The sequence below is a fragment of the Flavobacterium aquidurense genome (genome assembly GCF_031458035.1).
Classification (GTDB): Bacteria; Bacteroidota; Bacteroidia; order Flavobacteriales; family Flavobacteriaceae; genus Flavobacterium; species Flavobacterium aquidurense_C.
The window spans coordinates 393,551-414,059 of record NZ_JAVDXR010000002.1 but is presented as its reverse complement, the minus strand read 5'-3'; the positions used below and the strand labels follow the sequence as shown (position 1 = coordinate 414,059).

The window sequence follows — 20,509 nt, the reverse complement described above, 5'->3', positions numbered from 1 at the left end:
CTTTTAAACATACTATTATGCCATCAGATCTAGTAACTAAATGCGCCAAAATTTTAGCCGCCAAAGAGTGGAATATCGCCTTTGCCGAAAGTGTGACAGCCGGAAGAATGAGTGCTGAGTTTTCTATGACTAATGAGTCTGGTAAAATTTTGCGTGGCGGAATAACCTGCTATGAGATATTTGTTAAAGAGCAAATATTAAATGTACCGCATTCGATAATAGAGAAATATACACCGGAATCAGCCGAAGTTACACAAAGACTTGCAGAAGAAACTTCAAAAATATTTAACTCTAATATTACTGTAGCAATCACCGGTCTGGCAAAGGCAGGAGGAAGCGAAACGAAGGAAAAACCAGTTGGAACGATTTTCTTTTGCATTATTACGCCGGTAAAAAAAATAAATCATCGTAAAGTATTTAAAGGTTCTGCTGAAAAAATTGTGTTACAGGCCATTGACGAGGCTGCAAAACTTGTTATTGATTGTGTTGCTAGTTTGTAAAATGAGGACAATATTGATATTCTACTTTTCGTAGGATGATAATTAAATAACATATACACATTTTTATATAAGTATAAATCAGAGCTATCGTATTAATTTTGAGAACCTTAAACCTTAAAAACATCACAAATGAAAAATTCATACCGTTACAATAGTGGAAATTTATACAAATGTCCATTTCAAAGCAAAGTATATGGCTCTGATAATAGTGATTTAATCTATAGAAAATCCTATCAGGGAGACTGGGGCGACTGGGATGATGAGCCGCTTAACAGTACAAATAATTTTACAGAATCAGATCAGGATGATTATGAAATCAAAAGCGATATCAATGATCGCGATGTACAAAACAACTAGAATGCGATTGGAAGAAATGGTTGCATCCAGATTGATTATTGCTTAACATTAATTCTCTTGAAATTAGTTACTTTTATAATTCATAAAAAATGCTGTATTGCTCCCGCTTGCTTTATTTCTTTTATGTCGGAGGAATCAGTAAAAAATAAGTTATTTATGAGTGACATCGCCCACAGATTTCCTGAAAATCCATTATTAATGCCGAAAGATCTGCAATCCAGCAGCGCAGAACTGCAGGTTATCAGTCTTTTAAATCCGGGCGTTTTCGTTTTTGAGAAAAAAATCTGGCTTTTAATAAGGGTAGCTGAAGGTATTGCACAAAAAGAAGGTGTTATTTTTTTTCCTGTAATTAATGCCTTAGGCAAAGTAGAAATTCTCGAATTACCTTTAAACAATCCGGATCTCATTGTTACCGATGCCCGAATTGTACAATACAAAGGCCTCGATTACCTTACCACCATTTCGCACTTACGTTTAGTCTGCAGTGAAGATGGAGTACATTTTCATGAACCTGAAGATTCTTCTATCTTAATGGGCAGCGGAATATTAGAACAGTTCGGAATAGAAGATTGTCGCGTTTCTAAAATAGCAGATACCTATTATTTAACATACACCGCAGTTTCTGAAAATGGTGTTGGCGTTGGATTACGTATGACCAAAGACTGGAAAAATTTTGAAATAGCGGGTATGATACTCCCTCCTCATAATAAGGATTGTGCCATTTTTGAAGAAAAAATTAATGGTAAATATTATGCCCTGCATCGACCATCAAGCCCTCAAGTAGGAGGCAATTTTATATGGCTGGCAGAATCTCCTGACGGAATACATTGGGGAAACCACAAATGCATTATCAAAACACGCTACGGATTATGGGATAGTGCCAGAGTTGGTGCAGGTGCCGCTCCTATTAAAACAGATCAGGGATGGCTCGAAATCTATCATGGTGCAAATGCTGAACATCAATATTGTCTAGGTGCTTTTTTAATGGATCCCGAAGATCCTTCAAAAATAATTTCCCGAACAATAGATCCCATAATGATGCCTCAGGAAAATTATGAACTCAGCGGCTTTTTTGGTTATGTGGTTTTTACTAATGGACACATCGTAGAGGGAGATAAATTGACAATCTATTACGGCGCAGCAGATGAATTTGTTTGCGGCGCGTATTTTTCAATTAAGGAAATTTTATCTGCTTTAGTGCCATTAAATGATAATAATCAACCTGTTTCTATCCCTACTGAAATCTAAAAGTTTAAAGAAATATCAATTACTTATTAGCGTTTTTTTGATTCTGTGATATTCTGTAAGCTGACAATTAATATTTGTTTTAAATTTGCATCCTATAACTTATTCAATAAAACACTTCATTGATCACTATTTTAGAATGCAAAAAGAGTCAGCTTGATATTTTATTCAAAGTTGCCATACAAAGTTATAATGATACGTATCAATATCTCTGGACAGATAATGGACAAGCTTATCTTGATCAATTTTATAAAAAAGAAGACTTCGAGAAAGAACTTTCTGCACCTGATATTTTTTACTTTTTAATCTATGATGCAGACAAGGCAATAGGATATTTTAAATTAAAAAATAATGGACTTGAGCCCTATTCAAAAACACAATGTATTGAAATTGACAAGCTTTACCTTTTAAAGGAATATTCAGGAAAAGGATTTGGAAAGGCCATAATTGAATTCATAATTTTATTTTGCAAAAAGAAAAATCATTCGATTCTATGGCTTAAAACAATGGAAAGCAGTGAGGCAAGATATTTTTATGAAAGACAAGAATTCATACAAACTGCTAAAAACTATTTAGATTATCCAACAATGAAAGAAGAATATAAATGGATACTTACTATGGTAAAAACGCTTTAAAATCATTTTTACCATAGCACTTTTATCCTTGATTATTTTCTAACTTTTTTCTTCTGTCTCTAACAATTCATTGGTTCTCCGAATAGATTCGGCATCTTTATAATCCAGCCAGTCCTGACCTTTTCTCTTACGCATCCAGTTGTCGTAATAACGAATGATTGCAACATTAGCAAAACCTTTCCATAGATTCGAAGGCCTTCCGGGAAGTGATCTTAAACTAAGTGAAAAACCTGGTGTTAAATATTTCATGTAGTGCCACCAACCCTCCGGCATGTAGAGCATTTCTCCATGTTTCAGATTCGTGATGTATGGTTTTACCTTCTTTAGGGCAGGAAATTTTTCAAAATCAGGGTTGTCAAAATCAATATCTTCATTGCATAACCATGAATACGGAAGACGGTACATATATTTTGTCTCTTTAGGATCGACAAGTACGCATTGTTTTTCACCTTCAAAATGAACATGAAAAATATTTGGAAAATCAATATCATAATGCATAAAAACTTTCGCATTCTCACCTCCAAAAAAGACAAGCGGCAGACTCTTAAGTAGTCGGATTCCCAAACGAGGCCAATGCATATCGGACTTCATTGAAGGCACATCTTTCATCAGATTATATAAGAAAATACGAAGATCTGTTGGACCTTTTTCAAGAATATCAATGTATTCGGACATGGTCATTATAAAATCCGGCTCATTTACTTTCTTGGTATAATCAGTTTTACGACTATCATACAAAGGCACCTTTTTATCTCCTGCAACTTCTCTTAAAAAATTAAAATTCCACTTTGTAAAGGCAGGCCAGTCTTCTATCTGATTGGTAATTACAACCGGCTTTTGGAGCTTATAATAGTTTTCTATAAATTCTTTTTTTGTAAGTTTTTCAACTCTTTCTATCTGTATATAATCATCAAATGCCATGTGTGGATTTTTTTAAAGTCAAATTTTGATTCAATAACAATTCTTAAAGTCTTCTCTGGGTACTCTAATAAAATTATCTCAAGTTAATTTAGAAATAACTTTCTATTAAATTTTAGAAATTAAGAATTTATGCTAATATATAAATAATTAACAACCTACTATTAATTTAATCTTTAGAATTTAAGCAATTAATTATACTATTTGGCTTTTGCAAATACTGACCCTAAATTAGCGATACTATCAAATATATTCGGCGTAAGCATTAATCTGATTACATAGTGAGAGAAAAGTTGCGTACCTTTCTTGTATATGAATATTTTAATTGATAAATTAGACAAATGCTGAACAACTTTCCTTTTTATTTGGGTATAATATTAATTATTTTATTACTGATTATGTTGGCTAATAAAATAAAAGTGGCTTATCCTGTACTACTTGTATTGGCAGGATTGGCAATTAGTTTTATTCCTAAAGTTCCGGTAGTTCAAATTGAACCCGATCTTATATTTTTCATATTCCTTCCTCCTCTTTTATATGAAGCAGCGTGGACGGTTTCCTGGAAAGAAATGTGGCGTTGGCGACGTATTATTACGAGTTTCGCTTTTGTCGTTGTTTTTCTTTCGGCACTTTCAGTTGCTTTAGTGGCTAATTATATTATTCCGGGATTTTCATTAGCATTGGGATTTTTATTGGGTGGCATTGTATCTCCGCCAGATGCAGTCAGTGCAGGTGCAATTTTAAAATTTGTCAAAGTACCCAAAACAATTTCGTCGATACTTGAAGGCGAAAGTTTACTGAATGATGCCTCATCCTTAATCATTTTCAGATTTGCAATGATAGCCGTTGCAACAGAACAGTTTATTTTTTATAAAGCCGCAATAAGTTTTAGCTGGATGATCTTTGGCGGTGTAGCAATCGGCTTATTAATCGGATGGTTATTCATGAAAGCGCACAAATATTTACCAACGAATGCCAATGTCGACATTGTTTTATCATTACTTACACCTTACATTATATATCTTTCCGCTGAAGAAGTGCATAGTTCAGGTGTTTTGGCAGTTGTGAGCGGAGGCTTGCTTTTATCGAATAACAGACACCGTTTTCTTAGCAGCAAATCAAGATTGCAGGGAATCAATGTTTGGGAAAGTCTTTGCTTTATTTTAAACGGTTTAGTGTTTATGCTCATCGGTCTAGATTTACCTCAGATTACTTCGGGACTGGAAGATGTCAGCCTCGCACACGCAATTGGATATGGTGTTGTAATTACTGCTGTTTTAATTGTAAGCAGAATCTTATCAGCCTATGGTGCCGTAATTGTGACATTAATTGCCCGAAATTTTATAACTGTTGCCGACAGCAGGCATCCCGGATATAAAACACCTTTTATTCTTGGATGGACCGGTATGAGGGGTGTCGTCTCATTGGCTGCCGCCTTATCTATACCTGTTTATTTGAATAACGGGAACGGTTTTCCGCAACGAAACTTAATCTTATTTATCACTTTTATTGTTATCCTTCTGACCTTATTAATTCAGGGATTAACGCTGCCGTATTTCATCAGAAAAATCAAATTGACCGATATTTATGACCCTTTGCCACGTGATGAAGCTTATGCAATCTTACGAAAAGATTTATCAGAATATGCCATTCAGTATCTAAAAACAAACTACAAAGATCAGCTCGAAACTAATGCTTCACTCCAGCAACTCATTCAGAAAATGGAGCATCACAATAAAGGAATGGACGACGAATCACTTGGAACGGAACTCAAAGTTATCTATCTCGACTTACTCAACGAGCAAAGGCAATGGCTGATAAATAAAAACAGAGAGGACAAAACACTAGATGAATCCATCATCAGAAAACAGATGTATTACTTAGACATTGAAGAAGAAAAATTGATTCATTTTTAAATCTAAAATATTTCAACGTATTATTTTTTCAATGAAAATTCAGATTCAATTAGTCTGAATTTTTCCTGATCTAAAGGTTTGTTGAGGAATCTAAATATCGAAGGATTGTTTTCTGCGCGTCTGAAATCATCCGGATGTAGAGATGTTGTAATCATCAAAATAATACAATTACTTTTGATTGTTTCAGAAAGCTTGGCATATTCATCAAGGAATTCATATCCGTTCATTCCAGGCATATTGATATCTAAAAAAATCAATTCCGGCAATAATTGGGGTGTGTTTTCTAATGATTTGATATAATGCAGCGCTTCAAGAGCTGATTCTTGTAAAATTATTTCTTCAGCAAAAAGAAATTTTTCGGCCATTCTTTTTGCAATATATCTGTCTGTCGGATTGTCGTCAATTACCAGTATTTTTTTGAAGGATGTTGTTCCTGTTTCTTGCTCCATAAATTCAATTGATTTATTAATTTGGAATATTAATTAAAAAAGTAGTTCCAATACCTACTTCAGATTGTATTTTTATCTCGCCGTTGAGTTTAATGACGGCCTCTTTTACTATATACAATCCTAGTCCTGAACCAACTGATTCTTGTGACACACGATAAAACATGTCAAATATTTTCGAATGAGCTTCTGTAGAGATACCTATTCCGTTGTCTTCAATCACTATTTTCGTTTCCGTTTTAGATGCGTCAATTTTTATATTGACAAAGGGGTTTGGAATTTTTGAATTTTGATATCGAACAGCATTTGAAATAAGATTGCCTAAAATGGTTAGGAAACGTTTTTTATCAGAATAAATAAAACTTTCACCAGTGATGTCAGTATTAAATTCTACTTTTCTATTGTTGTCGCCTATAAATTTTAAATTTTCGGTCACATCATGAAGAAGTTCTTTAAAATTAATTTCCTCCTTAATAATTTCCATTCGGGAATTTCGCGAGTAATCAAGAATATCACATATAAAGACATCTAGTTTTTTGGCACTGGCTTTCAGCATTTCAAGATGTCCCAGTGTCTGTTCTTCGACAGTGTCATATTTGGCCACTTCGATCAGGCCAAGCATTGAATTCAATGGCGCACGTAAATCATGAGAGGTACTGTACACAAAACGATCAAGTTCGTAATTGGCTGTTTTTAATTGCTGATTTTCTATTTCCCTTCTATTAAAAATCAGATCGATATGTGCCTGACTATATTTTTTAATTTGGTAGGCCCACAATCCGCAGATAGCAAAAATAACTCCGGCAAGTATCATATGAATGATAAAAGTCTGGAGCGACATATAATCTAACTGAGAAAAATAAATTTCATCAAAACCATTGTATTGATAATAACCAAACAATCCGTGATGGAGCCCCACAACAAGCATAAGTGGAATTTGTAGTTTCCAGTCCTGATACGTAATAAGAATGGCACTGGCAATAAAAGCAAAAAAATGCATTTCGAACATGCCATGCATCTGATAAATAAACTGCGCCATAAAAACACCCAATACAATACTAAGAACATATTGATACAAATTTGATTTTGGCAAAATTATTTTAGCAGAATAATAAGCGATTAGTGATAAACTTCCCACTCCTATTGCAATTTCCCAGGTATCATAATAAAAGGCCAAAAGTAGACCTATTATGAAAAAACTGAAGAGAAAGTAATTAATTAAGTGATCTGACTTCTCTTTAATTGCAAAAAGATAGTCTTCAATATGCAGGGATTCCGCTGCAGGTTCAGTTTTAAATTTCATATTATTTTGGTAATTTGGGGTTTTACCAAATTATGTAAAAAAAATATAATGACAAACTTTAATTACTGTATTTTCTACATATAATTGTGATTGTTATTAATAATTTAGAACAGCATAACAAATATTTATTATTATAAGAATACTTACCTATGAATATATTCTTTTACAATGCCAAATACCACAATTTTTTAGAAATCAAACAGATTCCCCAAAACCGAATATCTCTTCCAGCTGTATAATAGTCGTTCCTTTTAGCAAAATTTTAGGTGCGTTGACTAATTTCTCTGTCAGGATATCTTTTCTATTATTGAATTCGCTAAAATCATAAAAAAAACGAACCAAAATACTTAGTATCTCAGTTCGTTTTTTTATTAATTAAGAAAGCATCCAGTCTATGTGATGTCTCAAAATTTTGAGTTACAATTTTTTTTCATTGTTAATTTATTTTTCAATCATATAATAAAATCCGGTCCTTTTTAAGATGTTATAAAAGCTAAAATATCTGCATTAATAGTTGGTGCATCAGTTGTTGGCATCCCATGACATAAACCCGGATATGTAATTAATTTTCCGTTTTTCAAAAGCTTAGCAGCTCTTAAGGCAGTAGTTTTGTAAGGAACAATTTGATCATCTTCTCCATGGAGCACAAGTACCGGTACCTCAACACTTTTTAAATCTTCAGTAAAATCAGTTTCGGAAAATGCTTTTATACAGTCAAAATGAGCTTTTATTCCTCCCATCATTCCCTGACGCCACCAATTATCCTGTATTCCTTTTATTATATTCGCACCTTCCCTGTTGTAGCCATAAAACGGAAAAGTGATATCATGATAAAATTGTGATCTGTTATTGGCAGTATTAAAACGAATATCATCAAAAACTGCCAATGGCACTCCATCTGGATTACCCTCATTAACAATCATATACGGTGTAACTGCGCTAATCAAAACCACTTTTGCAACACGATCTTTGCCGTATTTTGCAACATAATGAATAGCTTCGCCACCCCCTGTTGAATGCCCAATATGTATTGCGTTTTTTAAATCTAAAAAAGTTGTAAGTTCAGCTACATCAGCCGCATACGTATCCATTTCATTACCTGTATAGGTTTGTGTAGATCTTCCATGTCCGCGTCTGTCGTATGCAATTACTCTAAATCCACGACCTAAGAAAAACATCATTTGTGCATCCCAATCGTCTGCAGATAATGGCCAGCCATGATGAAAAAAAATTGGTTGCCCCGTACCCCAATCTTTGTAATAAAGTTCTGTTCCGTCTTTTACTGTAATCTTACTCATTTTGTTTTCTTTTAATTAATTATTAATGATTTCAAACTGAATTAACATTTGGCTATTCAGACTTCTCATGAAAATTTATAGTTTTTCATACCAGTCTATAATAAAATCTGCCACTGTTTCCCAACCTTTTTCTCCACAAATGAAGTGGCTTTTGCCATCAAAAATCTTCAAATTGACACGACTATTTTTGTCTTTATATTTATTTGCCAAAGTTGTTGTAAGTGACGGTGGAAAAATATTGTCACTGCCGCCACCAATAAATAAAATCGGTTCATGGGATTTTCCAAAATCAATGTTTGAAAAAGAGTTTAGTACCAATTCACGATTCACTTTAAAGCTTTCAGGTACAGCAAAATTTTCAAAAGCAGCTGCTTTTTCGCCTTCTGGCAACGTATTGAAAAAACAGTTATTATACCACTCACGACTTCCCATAAAATAATCTTTTCCCGAAAAAAAACCGAATGCAGACAGTACTGCCTTAAGTGTTTTAAATGGAGGAAACACGTTCTTTGGAGGTGCGCCATCTATACTTACGGCTGCCGCTGCCTTATCCATTTCCAATAGTTTCATAGCTGCCATCCCAGCCATAGAATGTCCTATAATTAATGGCTTTTCAGGTAAACTGTCAATCAGTTTCACAATATTGTTTACCACGTCTATAAATCCTGTTTTAGTAAGCGTGGGATGAACTTTATTTCTTAAATCTGCAGGAATTCCTTCGTGACCAGGATTAGCCGGTGTGTACACGGTATAACCTTTTTTTTCATAATGGCTTTTCCAGTTTGTCCAACTAATGTTGTTTACAAAGTTTCCGTGTATTAGAATGATGGTTTTGGATTTTGTCATAATATTGAATATTTAAAAAAATAATAGCATCGTATCAGTGAAGATTTTTTATAATTTAAGTTTTAATTATTTTGCGTTATAAAATGTGCTTTAAAATAATACAGTATAATTCCTGTACTTAATTTACAACCATAGAAACCTGGTGCAATCGCTGTACCTAAAATATAAACAATTGATTATCAATGAAATACGATATGAATTACATAAATCCATAACTACATTTCGCTAATTTTTAATAAATTTTGTGATATATAACAAAATGCTACTTTTGAAGGATATTCATAAAAAAACATCCCTGACAATTAACTGGATCTTTGTTTTAATTTGACAGTCTTCTTTTCTTTCAGCTATTAATACAAACTTACTTACATTTCGTATTCGCAATGAAATAAAATCCTACGATAATTATCTCCAAATCGGGAATTACTACAAAAACACGCCACCAGTTTTACTTCCGTAATTTTATAGAAGCGAAAATCTCTCACCTTTTTTAAAAAAAAATTAGCATTTTTTTAAGTGTTTATTCCACACTAAATACAAAAAGGATTCTCAAAGCTAAACCCTTGCAGTTACTGGTATTGTACATTTATAAAATATTAACGAATAAATTACAGGATTGATATTTTTTTATCAAATAAAAAACACATCCCGAAAAAATGCAGGATAGTGCAGGATAGAAATTGCCGTATATCATTTTACGTTTGGGATGTTAATTTTCCTAAAAGAAAGTTAAAAAAACTAACTAACCAACCTTTTACAATTAATAAACCATACAAGAATGAAGAAAACTACTCACTACTCTTTACTTGTCTTTTCTTTTTTAGTTCTTCTGACCGGTTGCAGCAAAGATGTATTTGATGAATACTATGAGCGACCAGAAAGCTTAGAGCCCCCAATTTACCAACAACTTGAAGCAAAGGGCAATTTCAAAAATCTTACCGCTTTAATTCAAAAAGCAAAATACAAGGACATCCTGAGCAAAGCAGGATATTGGACCATGATGGCGCCCAATGATGATGCCTTTACCCAATTTTTTCAAAAAGAAGGTATTTCAGATGTTACAAAAATTGATTCTGTAACAGCTTCTAAAATTGTTAAATATGCGCTGGTATACAATGCCTTCCGTTTAGAACAATTATCAGATTATCAATCGGCTATCGGATGGGAAGTAGATAATTCTTTCAGAAGAAGAACTGCATTTTACGACGGATTCCTGAATAAAACCGTAAATGGAAAACCAATTGTTATTGTTGGCTCAAACAGAAATAACCGTGGTGCAACAACTTACTATGTAAATGGTGATAACAACAATAAATATCTTTCTTACTTTGAGAAAGAATATTTTGCAACAAAAAATTTAAGCACTTACGATTATAATTTTTTCTATCCGAATTCAAACTTCACAAATGCGAATGTTTTAGGCGGACATATCGAAGAAGCTGATATTATAGCCGAAAATGGTGTGATTCATGAAGTGAGCCAGGTTTCTGTGCCTCTTTTGAATTTAGACCAATATCTGGAAAGTAATCCCAACTATAGTTTATTTCGCAGCATTGTAGAAAACAACTTGGTAACTTACAATTTCAATCAGGATGCTACGACCGCTTACCGTAATTACACTGGTAAATCTGACCAGGTTTTTGTGAAGGTTTATGATGCGACTTTAGCTTTTTCTCCAAATAATGAAAACTATCTAAAACAGTCTGACAATGACGGACAAATGGACGCTTACACCTTATTTGTGCCGGATAACAATGCTTTACAACAGTTTATCAATACGGTTTTACTTAAAAACTACGCATCAATTGACAAACTTCCGAAATACATTTTTCAGGATTTAGTAAATGCTCACATGGTTCCAAATGCAGTTTGGCCATCAAAAGTTTCTTCGTACAACAATGCGCTGGGTGAAGAAATCAGATTCAATTTTGCTACTGATGTAAAAGACGCCAAAGTTGCCAGCAACGGTTTCTTTTACGGAACAAATAAAATTCAGGAATCAAATTTATTTTATACAGTTTATACTTCGGCTTATTTAGATCCGAAATTTACGCTTGCTACAAGATTATTCAACGATGGTTCTGGTTTCAGGGAAATTGTTAGTGATATCTCTCAAAAATATACTTTGTTCCTTCCTTCCGATGCTGTTTTGCGTTCTCTTGGATATGATTTCAACATCAACCGTAATGAGTGGATGTACACTAATCCGGTAAATGGCGCAGTTGCAACAGCTTCTATTGCCCGTTCAAATTTGATGCGTGTTTTATACAATGGAATTATCCCAACTCCAAACGGAGAATTAAACAATTTAGCAGGTTCAGGAATCATTCGTTCCGGTGACCTTGATATTCCGGGAGAGTACATCAAATGGAATAATAATAAAGTTTTTGCTGCAGGAAATATTACTCCTGCAACTGTGATAGGTTTTGAAGACAAAAGAAACGGAAGAACGTATTACATTGATAAATTAATTCAGTTTTCGGAAGAAGCTCATGGTTTAACGCTTAAAAAACTAGCAACTGCAAATACAAATTTCAGTCATTTTTATAATTATCTGGCACAATCTACTTTGTACAAAATTGGAGACTGGATTGAAGGTGTAGAGATAGGAACTTCATACACTTTTATTGTACCAAGTAATGCCGCGATTTCTCAGGCTGTTAAAGATGGCGTATTGCCGGGAACTGTAGCTACGGGCGTACCAAACTTTAATCCGGCACTTCAGGGAGATAAGGATTTAGTAGCCGATTTTATTCGTTATCACATTATTGCCACAAAAACAGTATCAGATGATGGTCTATCAGAAGGTCTGGTTGAAACTTTAAGAAAAGACACTTTTGGAGAAAAAACTTTTATCCAAATTAATAGTGCTCCCGGGACTTTGTCTTTTAAAGATTCAGCAGGAAGAACTGCCAACTTCATAAAATCTTCAAGTAACAATTTGGCAGACAGAACCTTAATTCATTTAGTAGACAATTACCTTTTATATAAGCAATAAAATGAGATCAAAAATCACCAAAATAATTTACTGTTTTTCATTTGCCTTCATTGTCTTGGCAGCACTCCCAACTTTTGCCCAGGAATCTAAAACTACTTTAATTCGTGGTCAGATCGTTGATGCAAGTGATAATTTACCAATTCCAGGCGCTACCATTATTGAGCAGGATTCAGAGAAACGTACCGTAGGCGGAATTTTATCTGATATTGATGGAAATTTTGCAATCAACATTAAAAATCCTAACAATAAATTGGTTGTTTCATTCATAGGATATGTTACGAAAGCAATTCCGATTGATGGCAAAACTAATTTCAAAATTACTTTAAAATCTAATATTGAATCTCTTACTGAGGTTGTCGTTAAATCTGGAAAAACTGTTGAAACAGGTTTGTTAAATTTTGCGGAGCGTAATAAAACAACGGCTTCTGTTACCATTAAAGCAAGTGACTTAGCCAATACACAGGCAGCTTCTATCGATGAAGCTTTGCAAGGACGTGTTGCCGGGGTTGATATTACCGCAAATAGTGGTGATCCCGGAGCTGGTATGCAAATCCGAATCAGAGGTGCGTCTTCCATCACAGGAAATTCAAATCCCTTGATTGTTGTGGATGGAATGCCTTACGAAACTTCTGTTCCAACAGATTTTAACTTTGGTACTGCCGATGAACAGGGATATGCAGCATTGCTTAACATTGCACCGTCAGATATTGAAACTATTACCATCGATAAGGATGCCGCAGCAACAGCATTATGGGGAGCTCGTGCAGCTAATGGAGTTATTACGATTAACACAAAACGTGGTTCTGTAAGTGCACCAAAAATCAGCTATACTTTTATTGGAACTTACGCTAAACTTCCGGAGCCAATCCCGATGTTGAATGGTGATCAATATTCGCAATTGATTCCTGAAGAATTCATGAACAGAAACGGAGTTCCGTTAAACACTAATAATATCAAAGAATTTCAATACGACCCTCAGGAAGTGTATTACTATAAAAATTACAGTAACAATACCGATTGGATTGATGCGATTTCGCAGGTTGGTTTAACGGGCGATCATAACCTTTCTTTGCAAGGAGGTGGTGAAAAAGCAAGATATTTTAGTTCCGTAGGATATTATGATTCTAAAGGAGTTACGAAAGGAACCGGTTATCAGCGTATCAATGCGAGGTTAAATTTAGATTATATAGTCTCAGACCGTATTCGTTTTAAAACTGATATTTCGTACACACATTCTGACACGCAGCGTAATTATGTAAATACTTTTGGAACTGCTGATAAGGATTTATTAAGATCGATCGCTTACGGAAAAATGCCAAACATGGGTATTTTTGAATACGATGAAACTGGAGTTCTTACGCCAAATTATTTCTCTCCTTCGCAAAATATCCAGGGAGGATATCCGTCTACGTATAATCCGGTGGCAATGGCTGAATTTGCTACCAATGACCAATCCGGAGAGCGAATTGTACCTCATTTCAATTTAAATGTGGATATCGTACCAAAAGTTTTTATATCAACATTTGATTTGCAATTTGATTTCAACAGTACAAAAGCAAAGGCCTTTTTACCACAAAACGCTACAGGTCGTCCTTTTACAGAAACTGTTGTGAACCGTGCTTCTGATGCTGATGTTGATGCAGCAAGTATTACAACAAAAACGAATTTTATTTACTCTCCAAGACTTGGTGAAAAGCATACTTTATCAGCACTTTTGTCATTGCAGACAAATGATTATCGTTATGAATCGCATCAGGCATTGACGTCAAATACGGCTTCGTCTTTGTTAACTGACCCTTCAAATCCGTCAAGAACACAAAATTCTGAATTAAGATTATACACTAACAACAGTCAGTCAAGAAGTGTTGGTAGTTTGATTAATGCTCAATATGGTTACTTAGACCGTTATATTGTGAATTTTGGTTTACGTGCTGATGGTAACTCTAAATTTGGTCCTGAAAACAGATACGGATTATTTCCTTCTGCATCAGCAAGATGGAGAGTTTCAGGCGAATCATTTATGCAAAGTCTTCATTTTGTAGATGATTTCAGTATCAGAGCCAGTTACGGACAATCTGGTAATGCGCCTCGTTACGACTACAGATATTTTAATATTTATGGCAATAGTGGTACTGAATATTTAGGTCAAAATGGTGTTTTTCCTCAAAACATCGAATTGAGCAACTTGCGCTGGGAAACCTTAACAGGTCAAAACATCGGATTTAATCTTCAGTTGTTTAAAAGAAAAATTACTCTGGATGTCGATATTTACAAGAATAGAACTAAAAATTTGTTTTTTGAAAATCTTGACATTACAACTGTTTCAGGTTATTCCAAAATGGATCAAAATGTTGGTACTATGGATAATCAGGGTTGGGAGATTGGTCTTTTTACAACGCCTTACAGAGACAGCAAATGGAAAATCGAATTCAACTTTAACATTGCCAGCAATGAGAATATAATTCGTGAAATTTCTGAATTCTATCCAAGCGAAAGCGGAAATACAGATGTAAACGGACAATACAAACGTTTCCTTCAAAAAGACAATCCATTTGGTTCCTTCTACGGATATAAATTCAAAGGCGTATATACTGACAAAGAAGCTACTTTGGCCAGAGATGCTGAAGGAAATGTAATTACAGGTCCAAACGGTCAGACAGTTTATATGCGTTTTAATTATCCAGCCACCGATTATGTTTTTCAGCCAGGTGATTCCAAATACGAGGACATCAACAAAGATGGTAATATTGATAGCCGTGACGTAGTTTATTTAGGAAACAGTAATCCAAAATTATACGGAGGTTTTGGACCGAACATTACTTTCAACAATCAGTTTAAATTCCTGCTTTATTTCACGTATCGTATGAATTATGATATTGTAAACGGAACCGATATGAATACAACCAATATGTACGGCTGGAGCAATCAAAGTACTGCTACACTATCAAGATGGCGTAATCCAGGTGATGTAACTGATATGCCGAGAGCTGTTTTTGGGTCTGGTTATAACTGGTTAGGTTCTGATCGTTATGTAGAAGATGCTTCATTCCTTCGTTTGCGTTCTGTTACCTTCAGTTACAGTTTAGGACAAAAACTTCTAAAACGCTTGAAAATGGATGAGATCAGAACATACATTACTGCTGATAACCTGATGACATTTACAAACTATCGTGGCCAGGATCCGGAGGTTAATATGAAAGGCGGCGACCCTTTTGGTATTGCAATTGACGACTCCCGTACTCCTCCTACAAGTCGTATTACATTAGGTATCTCAACTCGTTTCTAAATATAAAATATTACATTATGCGAACTAAAATAAATGCAATAATAGCTACACTTCTAATTTTTGTTACCACTGTATCGTGTGACAATTATTTAGACCTGCGCCCTCAGGACGGAATCGTACGTCAGGAATTCTGGAAAACAAAAGAAGACATTCAGGCTGCCGTTATTGGTATCTACTCTTCTTTGTTAACATCACCTCCGGGAACAAATCTTCCTACCGGAATGACAAATTATACGGTAAGTGAATATCTTTTCATGTACGGTGAACTTAGAGGAGATATGATTTCTCCCGCTGGTTTCGTAACTACAGACCAAAGAGATATTACCACTTCAAATATTATTCCGTCAAACAACTTGACCAGCTGGGCTGTAATGTATCGCGTCATTAATTACTGTAATACTGTTATTGACCTTGCTCCGGCTGTAATTAAGGAAGACCCAACTTTAACACAAAAACAGTTAAATAATTATCTTTCTGAAGCATTGGCCATCAGAGCGTATTTGTATTTTACTTTGGCACGTACTTTTAAAGATGTTCCTTTAAAATTAGAAGCAACTCTTTCTGATGCTGATAATTTTCAATTACCGGTAACGCCACAAAGTGAAATTTTTGCACAGGTAGTAAAAGATCTTGCTTTAGCAGAAGAATATGCAGTAAAAGACTATGGAAATATTGCTTCAAATAAAGGAAGAATAACAGCTTACACGATTAACGCCATGCAGGCTGATGTTTTTCTTTGGATGGATAATTATGATGGTGCCATTGCTGCAGCAGACAAAGTAATCAGTTCAGGGCAATTTCAATTAATTCCCGCGTCAAATAGCTGGTTTGCCAGAGTTTTCGCCGAAGGAAACACTACTGAAAGTATTTTTGAATTTCAATACACAGCACAAAACGTTAATCCATTTTACGATATGTTCTTTCAGAGACCTGAATTCATAGCCTCTCCAAGAGTTTTAGAAGAAGTTTTCGGAATTGATTTTGTCAATCCTTTAAATAAAGATATTCGTGGCGACCGTGCTTCATTAGTTGCCGGAAGTAACGAAATATACAAATACACTGGTTTAAATACTGACGAACGTAAGACTTTGCAGGAAGCAGATACACACTGGTTTGTTTACCGCTACTCAGATGTTTTACTAATGAAAGCAGAAGCTTTAACACAATTAAACAGAGGAAGCGAAGCGCTTACTATAATAGATGATCTCAGACTAAAACGTGCAGCTCTTGATTTAGGTCAACGCATTAATCCACAAAGTAAAACAGAGGTTACTAATTTTCTTTTAGAAGAACGTGCCCGTGAATTTGCCTTTGAAGGAAAACGTTGGTTTGATGTATTACGTAATGCCCGAAGAAACAATTACGAACGCTTGGACCTTTTGCTTGCCAATGCTTTGGGTAGTGCTCCTGCAGATCAGCAGCAATCTATTTTGGCGAAATTAAGAGATCCAAACAGTCATTATCTGCCAATTAATAAATACGAAATCTATACCAATAAAAAACTTGTTCAAAACCCATTTTATAAATAATAAAAAATTTAAGTCATGAAAAGATTCCTTACAATATCCAGATTGATGAGACTTACTTTAGTGGTTTTACTAACTATAGTATTTCAAAACTGTAGTTCAGACAAGATCAAAGAGTCGACAGATGAAACCGTAAATATTACTGGCTTTCTAAAAGAAAACAAAGAAGACTACTCTTTATTCTTAGAAGTTCTTGAGATTACAAATTACGCTTCATTTATGAATACGTATGGTACTTATACCTTGTTTCTGCCAACTAATGCTGCAGTGCAACAATATTTAAAAGATGTAGGTGCTGCTTCGGTTAAAGATGTGCCTTTAAAAGATTTACAAGATTTTGCAAAATTACATATCCTTGATGCAAAAATAAATACAACTGCTTTTACCGATGGAAAAATTGCTACTCCTAGCCTTTATGGTCAGTTTTTAATAACTGGAGCAACAAATGTTAACGGAGTTTCAAGCACTACAATTAATAAAACGGCCAAAATTGTTACTTCTAATATCGAAGTCGGTAATGGTGTAATTCATGTTATTGATAAAGCATTACGCGTAGCCAATAAAACACTGAGCCAGACTATCGAAAGTGATCCATCTTTAACACTATTTACAGAAGCCTTAAAAGTTACAGGATGGTATGATAAATTGAACCAGCCAATCCCCGAAGGTAAAAATACAATTGATAATTACTTAACAGTATTGACTCAAACTAATGACGTTTTTAAAGCGGCTGGCATCAACAGCATTGCCGATTTAAAAGCAAAGTACAGCCATTTAGGAGATCCTACGAATCCACAAGACAGTTTGAATCTTTTTGTGAGCTATCGTGTTTTGCCACGACTTCAGTACTTAGCCGATTTAGCGGTAACCCAGGCAGTAGAAACAAAAGCCCCTCTTGAAGTAATTGGTGTAAAATTATCAAAGGATACCCTTTTATTAAATGAAGAAACTTTCAATGGAGTTTTAGAAAAAGGTATCGTAGTAAATCGTGAAAAGAGCGACGTAACAGCTTCAAACGGTGTGGTAAATTTTGTAAACAAAAACTTCTTTATCAAAAAACGTTTACCGGCTCCTGTATATTTTGACGTTGCTGATCAGCCTGAATTCAGACAGCTTAGTGCCGTTTTCAGAAAACCAGGAAACAGAGCTGCGCTTAAAAAAGAACTATTTAGTGATGTTACATGGGAAGGTCCGGATGTATTGACTTACGACTGTTCGGCTAAAGGATCAAGTGCGAATCTGGACCGCGGATGGCACGGAGATGTAATTGAAATTTTGCGTCACAGAACTGGTAATACGCAAAATATTGCTTTTAAAACTCCAGTAATTATCAAAGGAAAATATAAAGTATGGATTTCTTACAGATATCAAAGTCAAAAAGCGCCTCTTGTAAAAGTTTATTTTAACGGACAAGCACTTCCAAGACTTATCAATTTCTTAGAAGGAGGAAGCAACGCTTTACCAGAAAGAGTTTTAGAATCGCAAGGATACAAAAGCCATATCTCACCATTTAACAACCGTTTCAATACGAGACTTTGCGGAATTATTGATGTTCCGACCACTGGTAGACATACGATTACTTTAGAATCTCTTTCGCCAAGTGCAGGGGTAGTTTCATGGATTGATGTTATTGAATTCCGCCCTATCGATATGGATCAGATTTATCCAAGATTTGAAGCAGGTGGTGATGGACTTATTTATCAATAATGGGCTAAAAAATCAAAAGCGAACTAATTAAAAACCTAATCACGTAAAAATGATCTCATTAAAATCAATATATAAAACACTCTTCATTGGTATTTTAGCAGTAGCCGCAGTATCTTGTTCAGATCCTTGGGCTGACCGTGAAAATAATGGAGACGACAATCTGGATGTAAACCTGACCGAAGCCATTACAGCTAATCCGGAAGTGTCAAAATTTGGAGAATTACTTACCAAAACAGGATATGACAAAATTTTGGCAGCATCTAAAACCTACACTGTTTTTGTACCTACAAATGAGGCTCTTGCTCAATTGGACCCAGCGATTAGTAGCAATCCGGAAGCGCTTTCGAACTTTGTTGCCAATCATATTGTACTGACTTCTTATTCTTCTGTAAGAAATGAAGCGGTAGTAAAACTGAAAATGCTAAGCGATAAATATTTGGATTTTAAAGGCACGAATATAATCTCAGATGCTACAATTGTTTCTCCTGATCATTATGCTAAAAATGGTATTTTTCATATCATCAACAAGAATTTAACTCCAAAGAAAAACATCTGGCAATATATCAATGCTCAAAAAGATGCCTCTGCCATGAGCAAATATTTGGTAAGCTTAAATGAAGTAAACATCTACCCTTCAGACATTATTGCCAAGGCAAATGCATTGCCAGGCCAATATGCCGATTCGCTTAGTAACACTTTCCTGAAAAATGCATACAATGTAAATAATGAAAAACAGTCTTACACGATGTTTTTAATTGAAGATGAAGGATATAACGCTGAAGTTGAAAAACTCAAACCTTATTTGAACAAATCAACTGTCGATTCTACAACAACTTATTCGAGCTATTTTACAGTTAGGGATATGGTTTTTCCAAAAGCGTATATGCCTAATGAATTACCAGCAACATTAACCACACGTTTTGGAGTTGAAGTACCTATTGACAAAACTCAAATTGTTGGTGAGCCGATTGTTTTAAGCAACGGAATTCTTTATCGTATGAAAAAAGTAGATGTTCCATTAACAAAGCGTTTGGTAACTACCAAAATAGAGGGCGAAAATAATACATCATTTTTCCCAACTACTTTAAGAAGTAAACTTCTTTACCGTGACAATCATGATCCGAGTGACCCGCTGGGTGTTAACTTTAAAGATTTGATAATGAGAAAACCTGCAGTTTCTGCATTTTGGATTAATTACAGTGCAAAAGATTTATACAGTACAAAATATAAAGTCTATTGGAGAGCCATTAACGATTTTCAGGCAATAACTTTCCAACAAAGGTTAATTATAGGAAATGTGATAAGAGGAACTACTTATTATCCGGCAGAGGCGATCAAAGCTTTTGATTATACCACAGTGCCGCTTAATAGTTATACCGAAGTCTATTTGGGTGAGTTTTCAATAACTAAAGCAGGGAATATAGATCTGATTTCGCTTATCTCCGCTGCTACTACAGCTGATGATGTCAATTCGCTGGCCCTTGATTATTTAAAATTTGTTCCTGTCGTTAAATAATATTTTATAAAA

General features: G+C 34.7%; 15 protein-coding genes. 10 read left to right on the top strand and 5 right to left on the bottom strand.

Annotation, left to right across the window (positions count from 1 at the left end):
- Positions 1 to 17: 17 nt before the first annotated feature.
- From J2X17_RS04885 to J2X17_RS04870, 4 genes are all read left to right on the top strand, one after another.
- The gene (locus J2X17_RS04885; protein ID WP_310295223.1) at positions 18 to 500 is read left to right on the top strand and encodes a CinA family protein; all 483 of its coding nucleotides are present in this window, start codon (positions 18 to 20) and stop codon (positions 498 to 500) included.
- A 129-nt stretch (positions 501 to 629) separates the two neighbouring features.
- Positions 630 to 857 carry a hypothetical protein gene (locus tag J2X17_RS04880; protein ID WP_310295221.1) on the top strand — a complete coding sequence of 76 codons (228 nt, stop codon included), beginning with the start codon at positions 630 to 632 and terminating at the stop codon, positions 855 to 857.
- A 156-nt stretch (positions 858 to 1,013) separates the two neighbouring features.
- On the top strand, positions 1,014 to 2,105 hold the full coding sequence (locus J2X17_RS04875) for a glycoside hydrolase family 130 protein (RefSeq protein WP_310295219.1): 1,092 nt from the start codon (positions 1,014 to 1,016) through the stop codon (positions 2,103 to 2,105).
- Positions 2,106 to 2,224: 119 nt separating this feature from the next.
- Positions 2,225 to 2,737, top strand: coding sequence for a GNAT family N-acetyltransferase (locus J2X17_RS04870; protein ID WP_310295218.1), 513 nt, complete (start codon positions 2,225 to 2,227; stop codon positions 2,735 to 2,737).
- A 39-nt stretch (positions 2,738 to 2,776) separates the two neighbouring features.
- Here the strand turns inward: J2X17_RS04870 and J2X17_RS04865 are convergent, their stop codons facing one another.
- Complete coding sequence (locus J2X17_RS04865) at positions 2,777 to 3,658, bottom strand: cupin-like domain-containing protein (protein ID WP_310295217.1); 882 nt, start codon at positions 3,656 to 3,658, stop codon at positions 2,777 to 2,779.
- 338 nt (positions 3,659 to 3,996) lie between these two features.
- On the opposite strand from J2X17_RS04865, the gene J2X17_RS04860 reads away from it, so the two are divergent.
- Positions 3,997 to 5,571 carry a Na+/H+ antiporter gene (locus tag J2X17_RS04860; protein ID WP_310295215.1) on the top strand — a complete coding sequence of 525 codons (1,575 nt, stop codon included), beginning with the start codon at positions 3,997 to 3,999 and terminating at the stop codon, positions 5,569 to 5,571.
- A gap of 20 nt (positions 5,572 to 5,591) precedes the next feature.
- Here J2X17_RS04860 and J2X17_RS04855 read toward each other — a convergent pair whose 3' ends face one another.
- The 4 genes from J2X17_RS04855 to J2X17_RS04840 form a co-directional block, all read right to left on the bottom strand.
- A complete protein-coding gene (locus J2X17_RS04855) occupies positions 5,592 to 6,020 on the bottom strand; it encodes a response regulator (protein ID WP_310295213.1) in 429 nt (142 codons plus the stop codon).
- A 16-nt stretch (positions 6,021 to 6,036) separates the two neighbouring features.
- Positions 6,037 to 7,320: an ATP-binding protein gene (locus J2X17_RS04850; RefSeq protein ID WP_310295211.1), complete on the bottom strand. Its 1,284-nt coding sequence runs from the start codon at positions 7,318 to 7,320 to the stop codon at positions 6,037 to 6,039.
- A gap of 476 nt (positions 7,321 to 7,796) precedes the next feature.
- Positions 7,797 to 8,618 (bottom strand): alpha/beta fold hydrolase, encoded by an 822-nt coding sequence (locus tag J2X17_RS04845; protein ID WP_310295209.1) that lies wholly within the window; start codon positions 8,616 to 8,618, stop codon positions 7,797 to 7,799.
- A gap of 75 nt (positions 8,619 to 8,693) precedes the next feature.
- Positions 8,694 to 9,464 (bottom strand): alpha/beta hydrolase, encoded by a 771-nt coding sequence (locus tag J2X17_RS04840; RefSeq protein WP_310295207.1) that lies wholly within the window; start codon positions 9,462 to 9,464, stop codon positions 8,694 to 8,696.
- Positions 9,465 to 10,242: 778 nt separating this feature from the next.
- On the opposite strand from J2X17_RS04840, the gene J2X17_RS04835 reads away from it, so the two are divergent.
- The 5 genes from J2X17_RS04835 to J2X17_RS04815 are packed head-to-tail and all read left to right on the top strand — an operon-like array spanning position 10,243 to position 20,497.
- On the top strand, positions 10,243 to 12,462 hold the full coding sequence (locus J2X17_RS04835) for a fasciclin domain-containing protein (protein ID WP_310295206.1): 2,220 nt from the start codon (positions 10,243 to 10,245) through the stop codon (positions 12,460 to 12,462).
- A 1-nt stretch (position 12,463) separates the two neighbouring features.
- Positions 12,464 to 15,748 carry a SusC/RagA family TonB-linked outer membrane protein gene (locus J2X17_RS04830; RefSeq protein WP_310295204.1) on the top strand — a complete coding sequence of 1,095 codons (3,285 nt, stop codon included), beginning with the start codon at positions 12,464 to 12,466 and terminating at the stop codon, positions 15,746 to 15,748.
- Positions 15,749 to 15,765: 17 nt separating this feature from the next.
- Positions 15,766 to 17,277, top strand: a complete 1,512-nt coding sequence (locus tag J2X17_RS04825) for a RagB/SusD family nutrient uptake outer membrane protein (protein ID WP_310295202.1) — start codon at positions 15,766 to 15,768, stop codon at positions 17,275 to 17,277.
- A 15-nt stretch (positions 17,278 to 17,292) separates the two neighbouring features.
- Complete coding sequence (locus tag J2X17_RS04820) at positions 17,293 to 18,981, top strand: fasciclin domain-containing protein (protein WP_310295201.1); 1,689 nt, start codon at positions 17,293 to 17,295, stop codon at positions 18,979 to 18,981.
- 49 nt (positions 18,982 to 19,030) lie between these two features.
- Complete coding sequence (locus tag J2X17_RS04815; protein ID WP_310295200.1) at positions 19,031 to 20,497, top strand: fasciclin domain-containing protein; 1,467 nt, start codon at positions 19,031 to 19,033, stop codon at positions 20,495 to 20,497.
- Positions 20,498 to 20,509 lie beyond the last annotated feature (12 nt).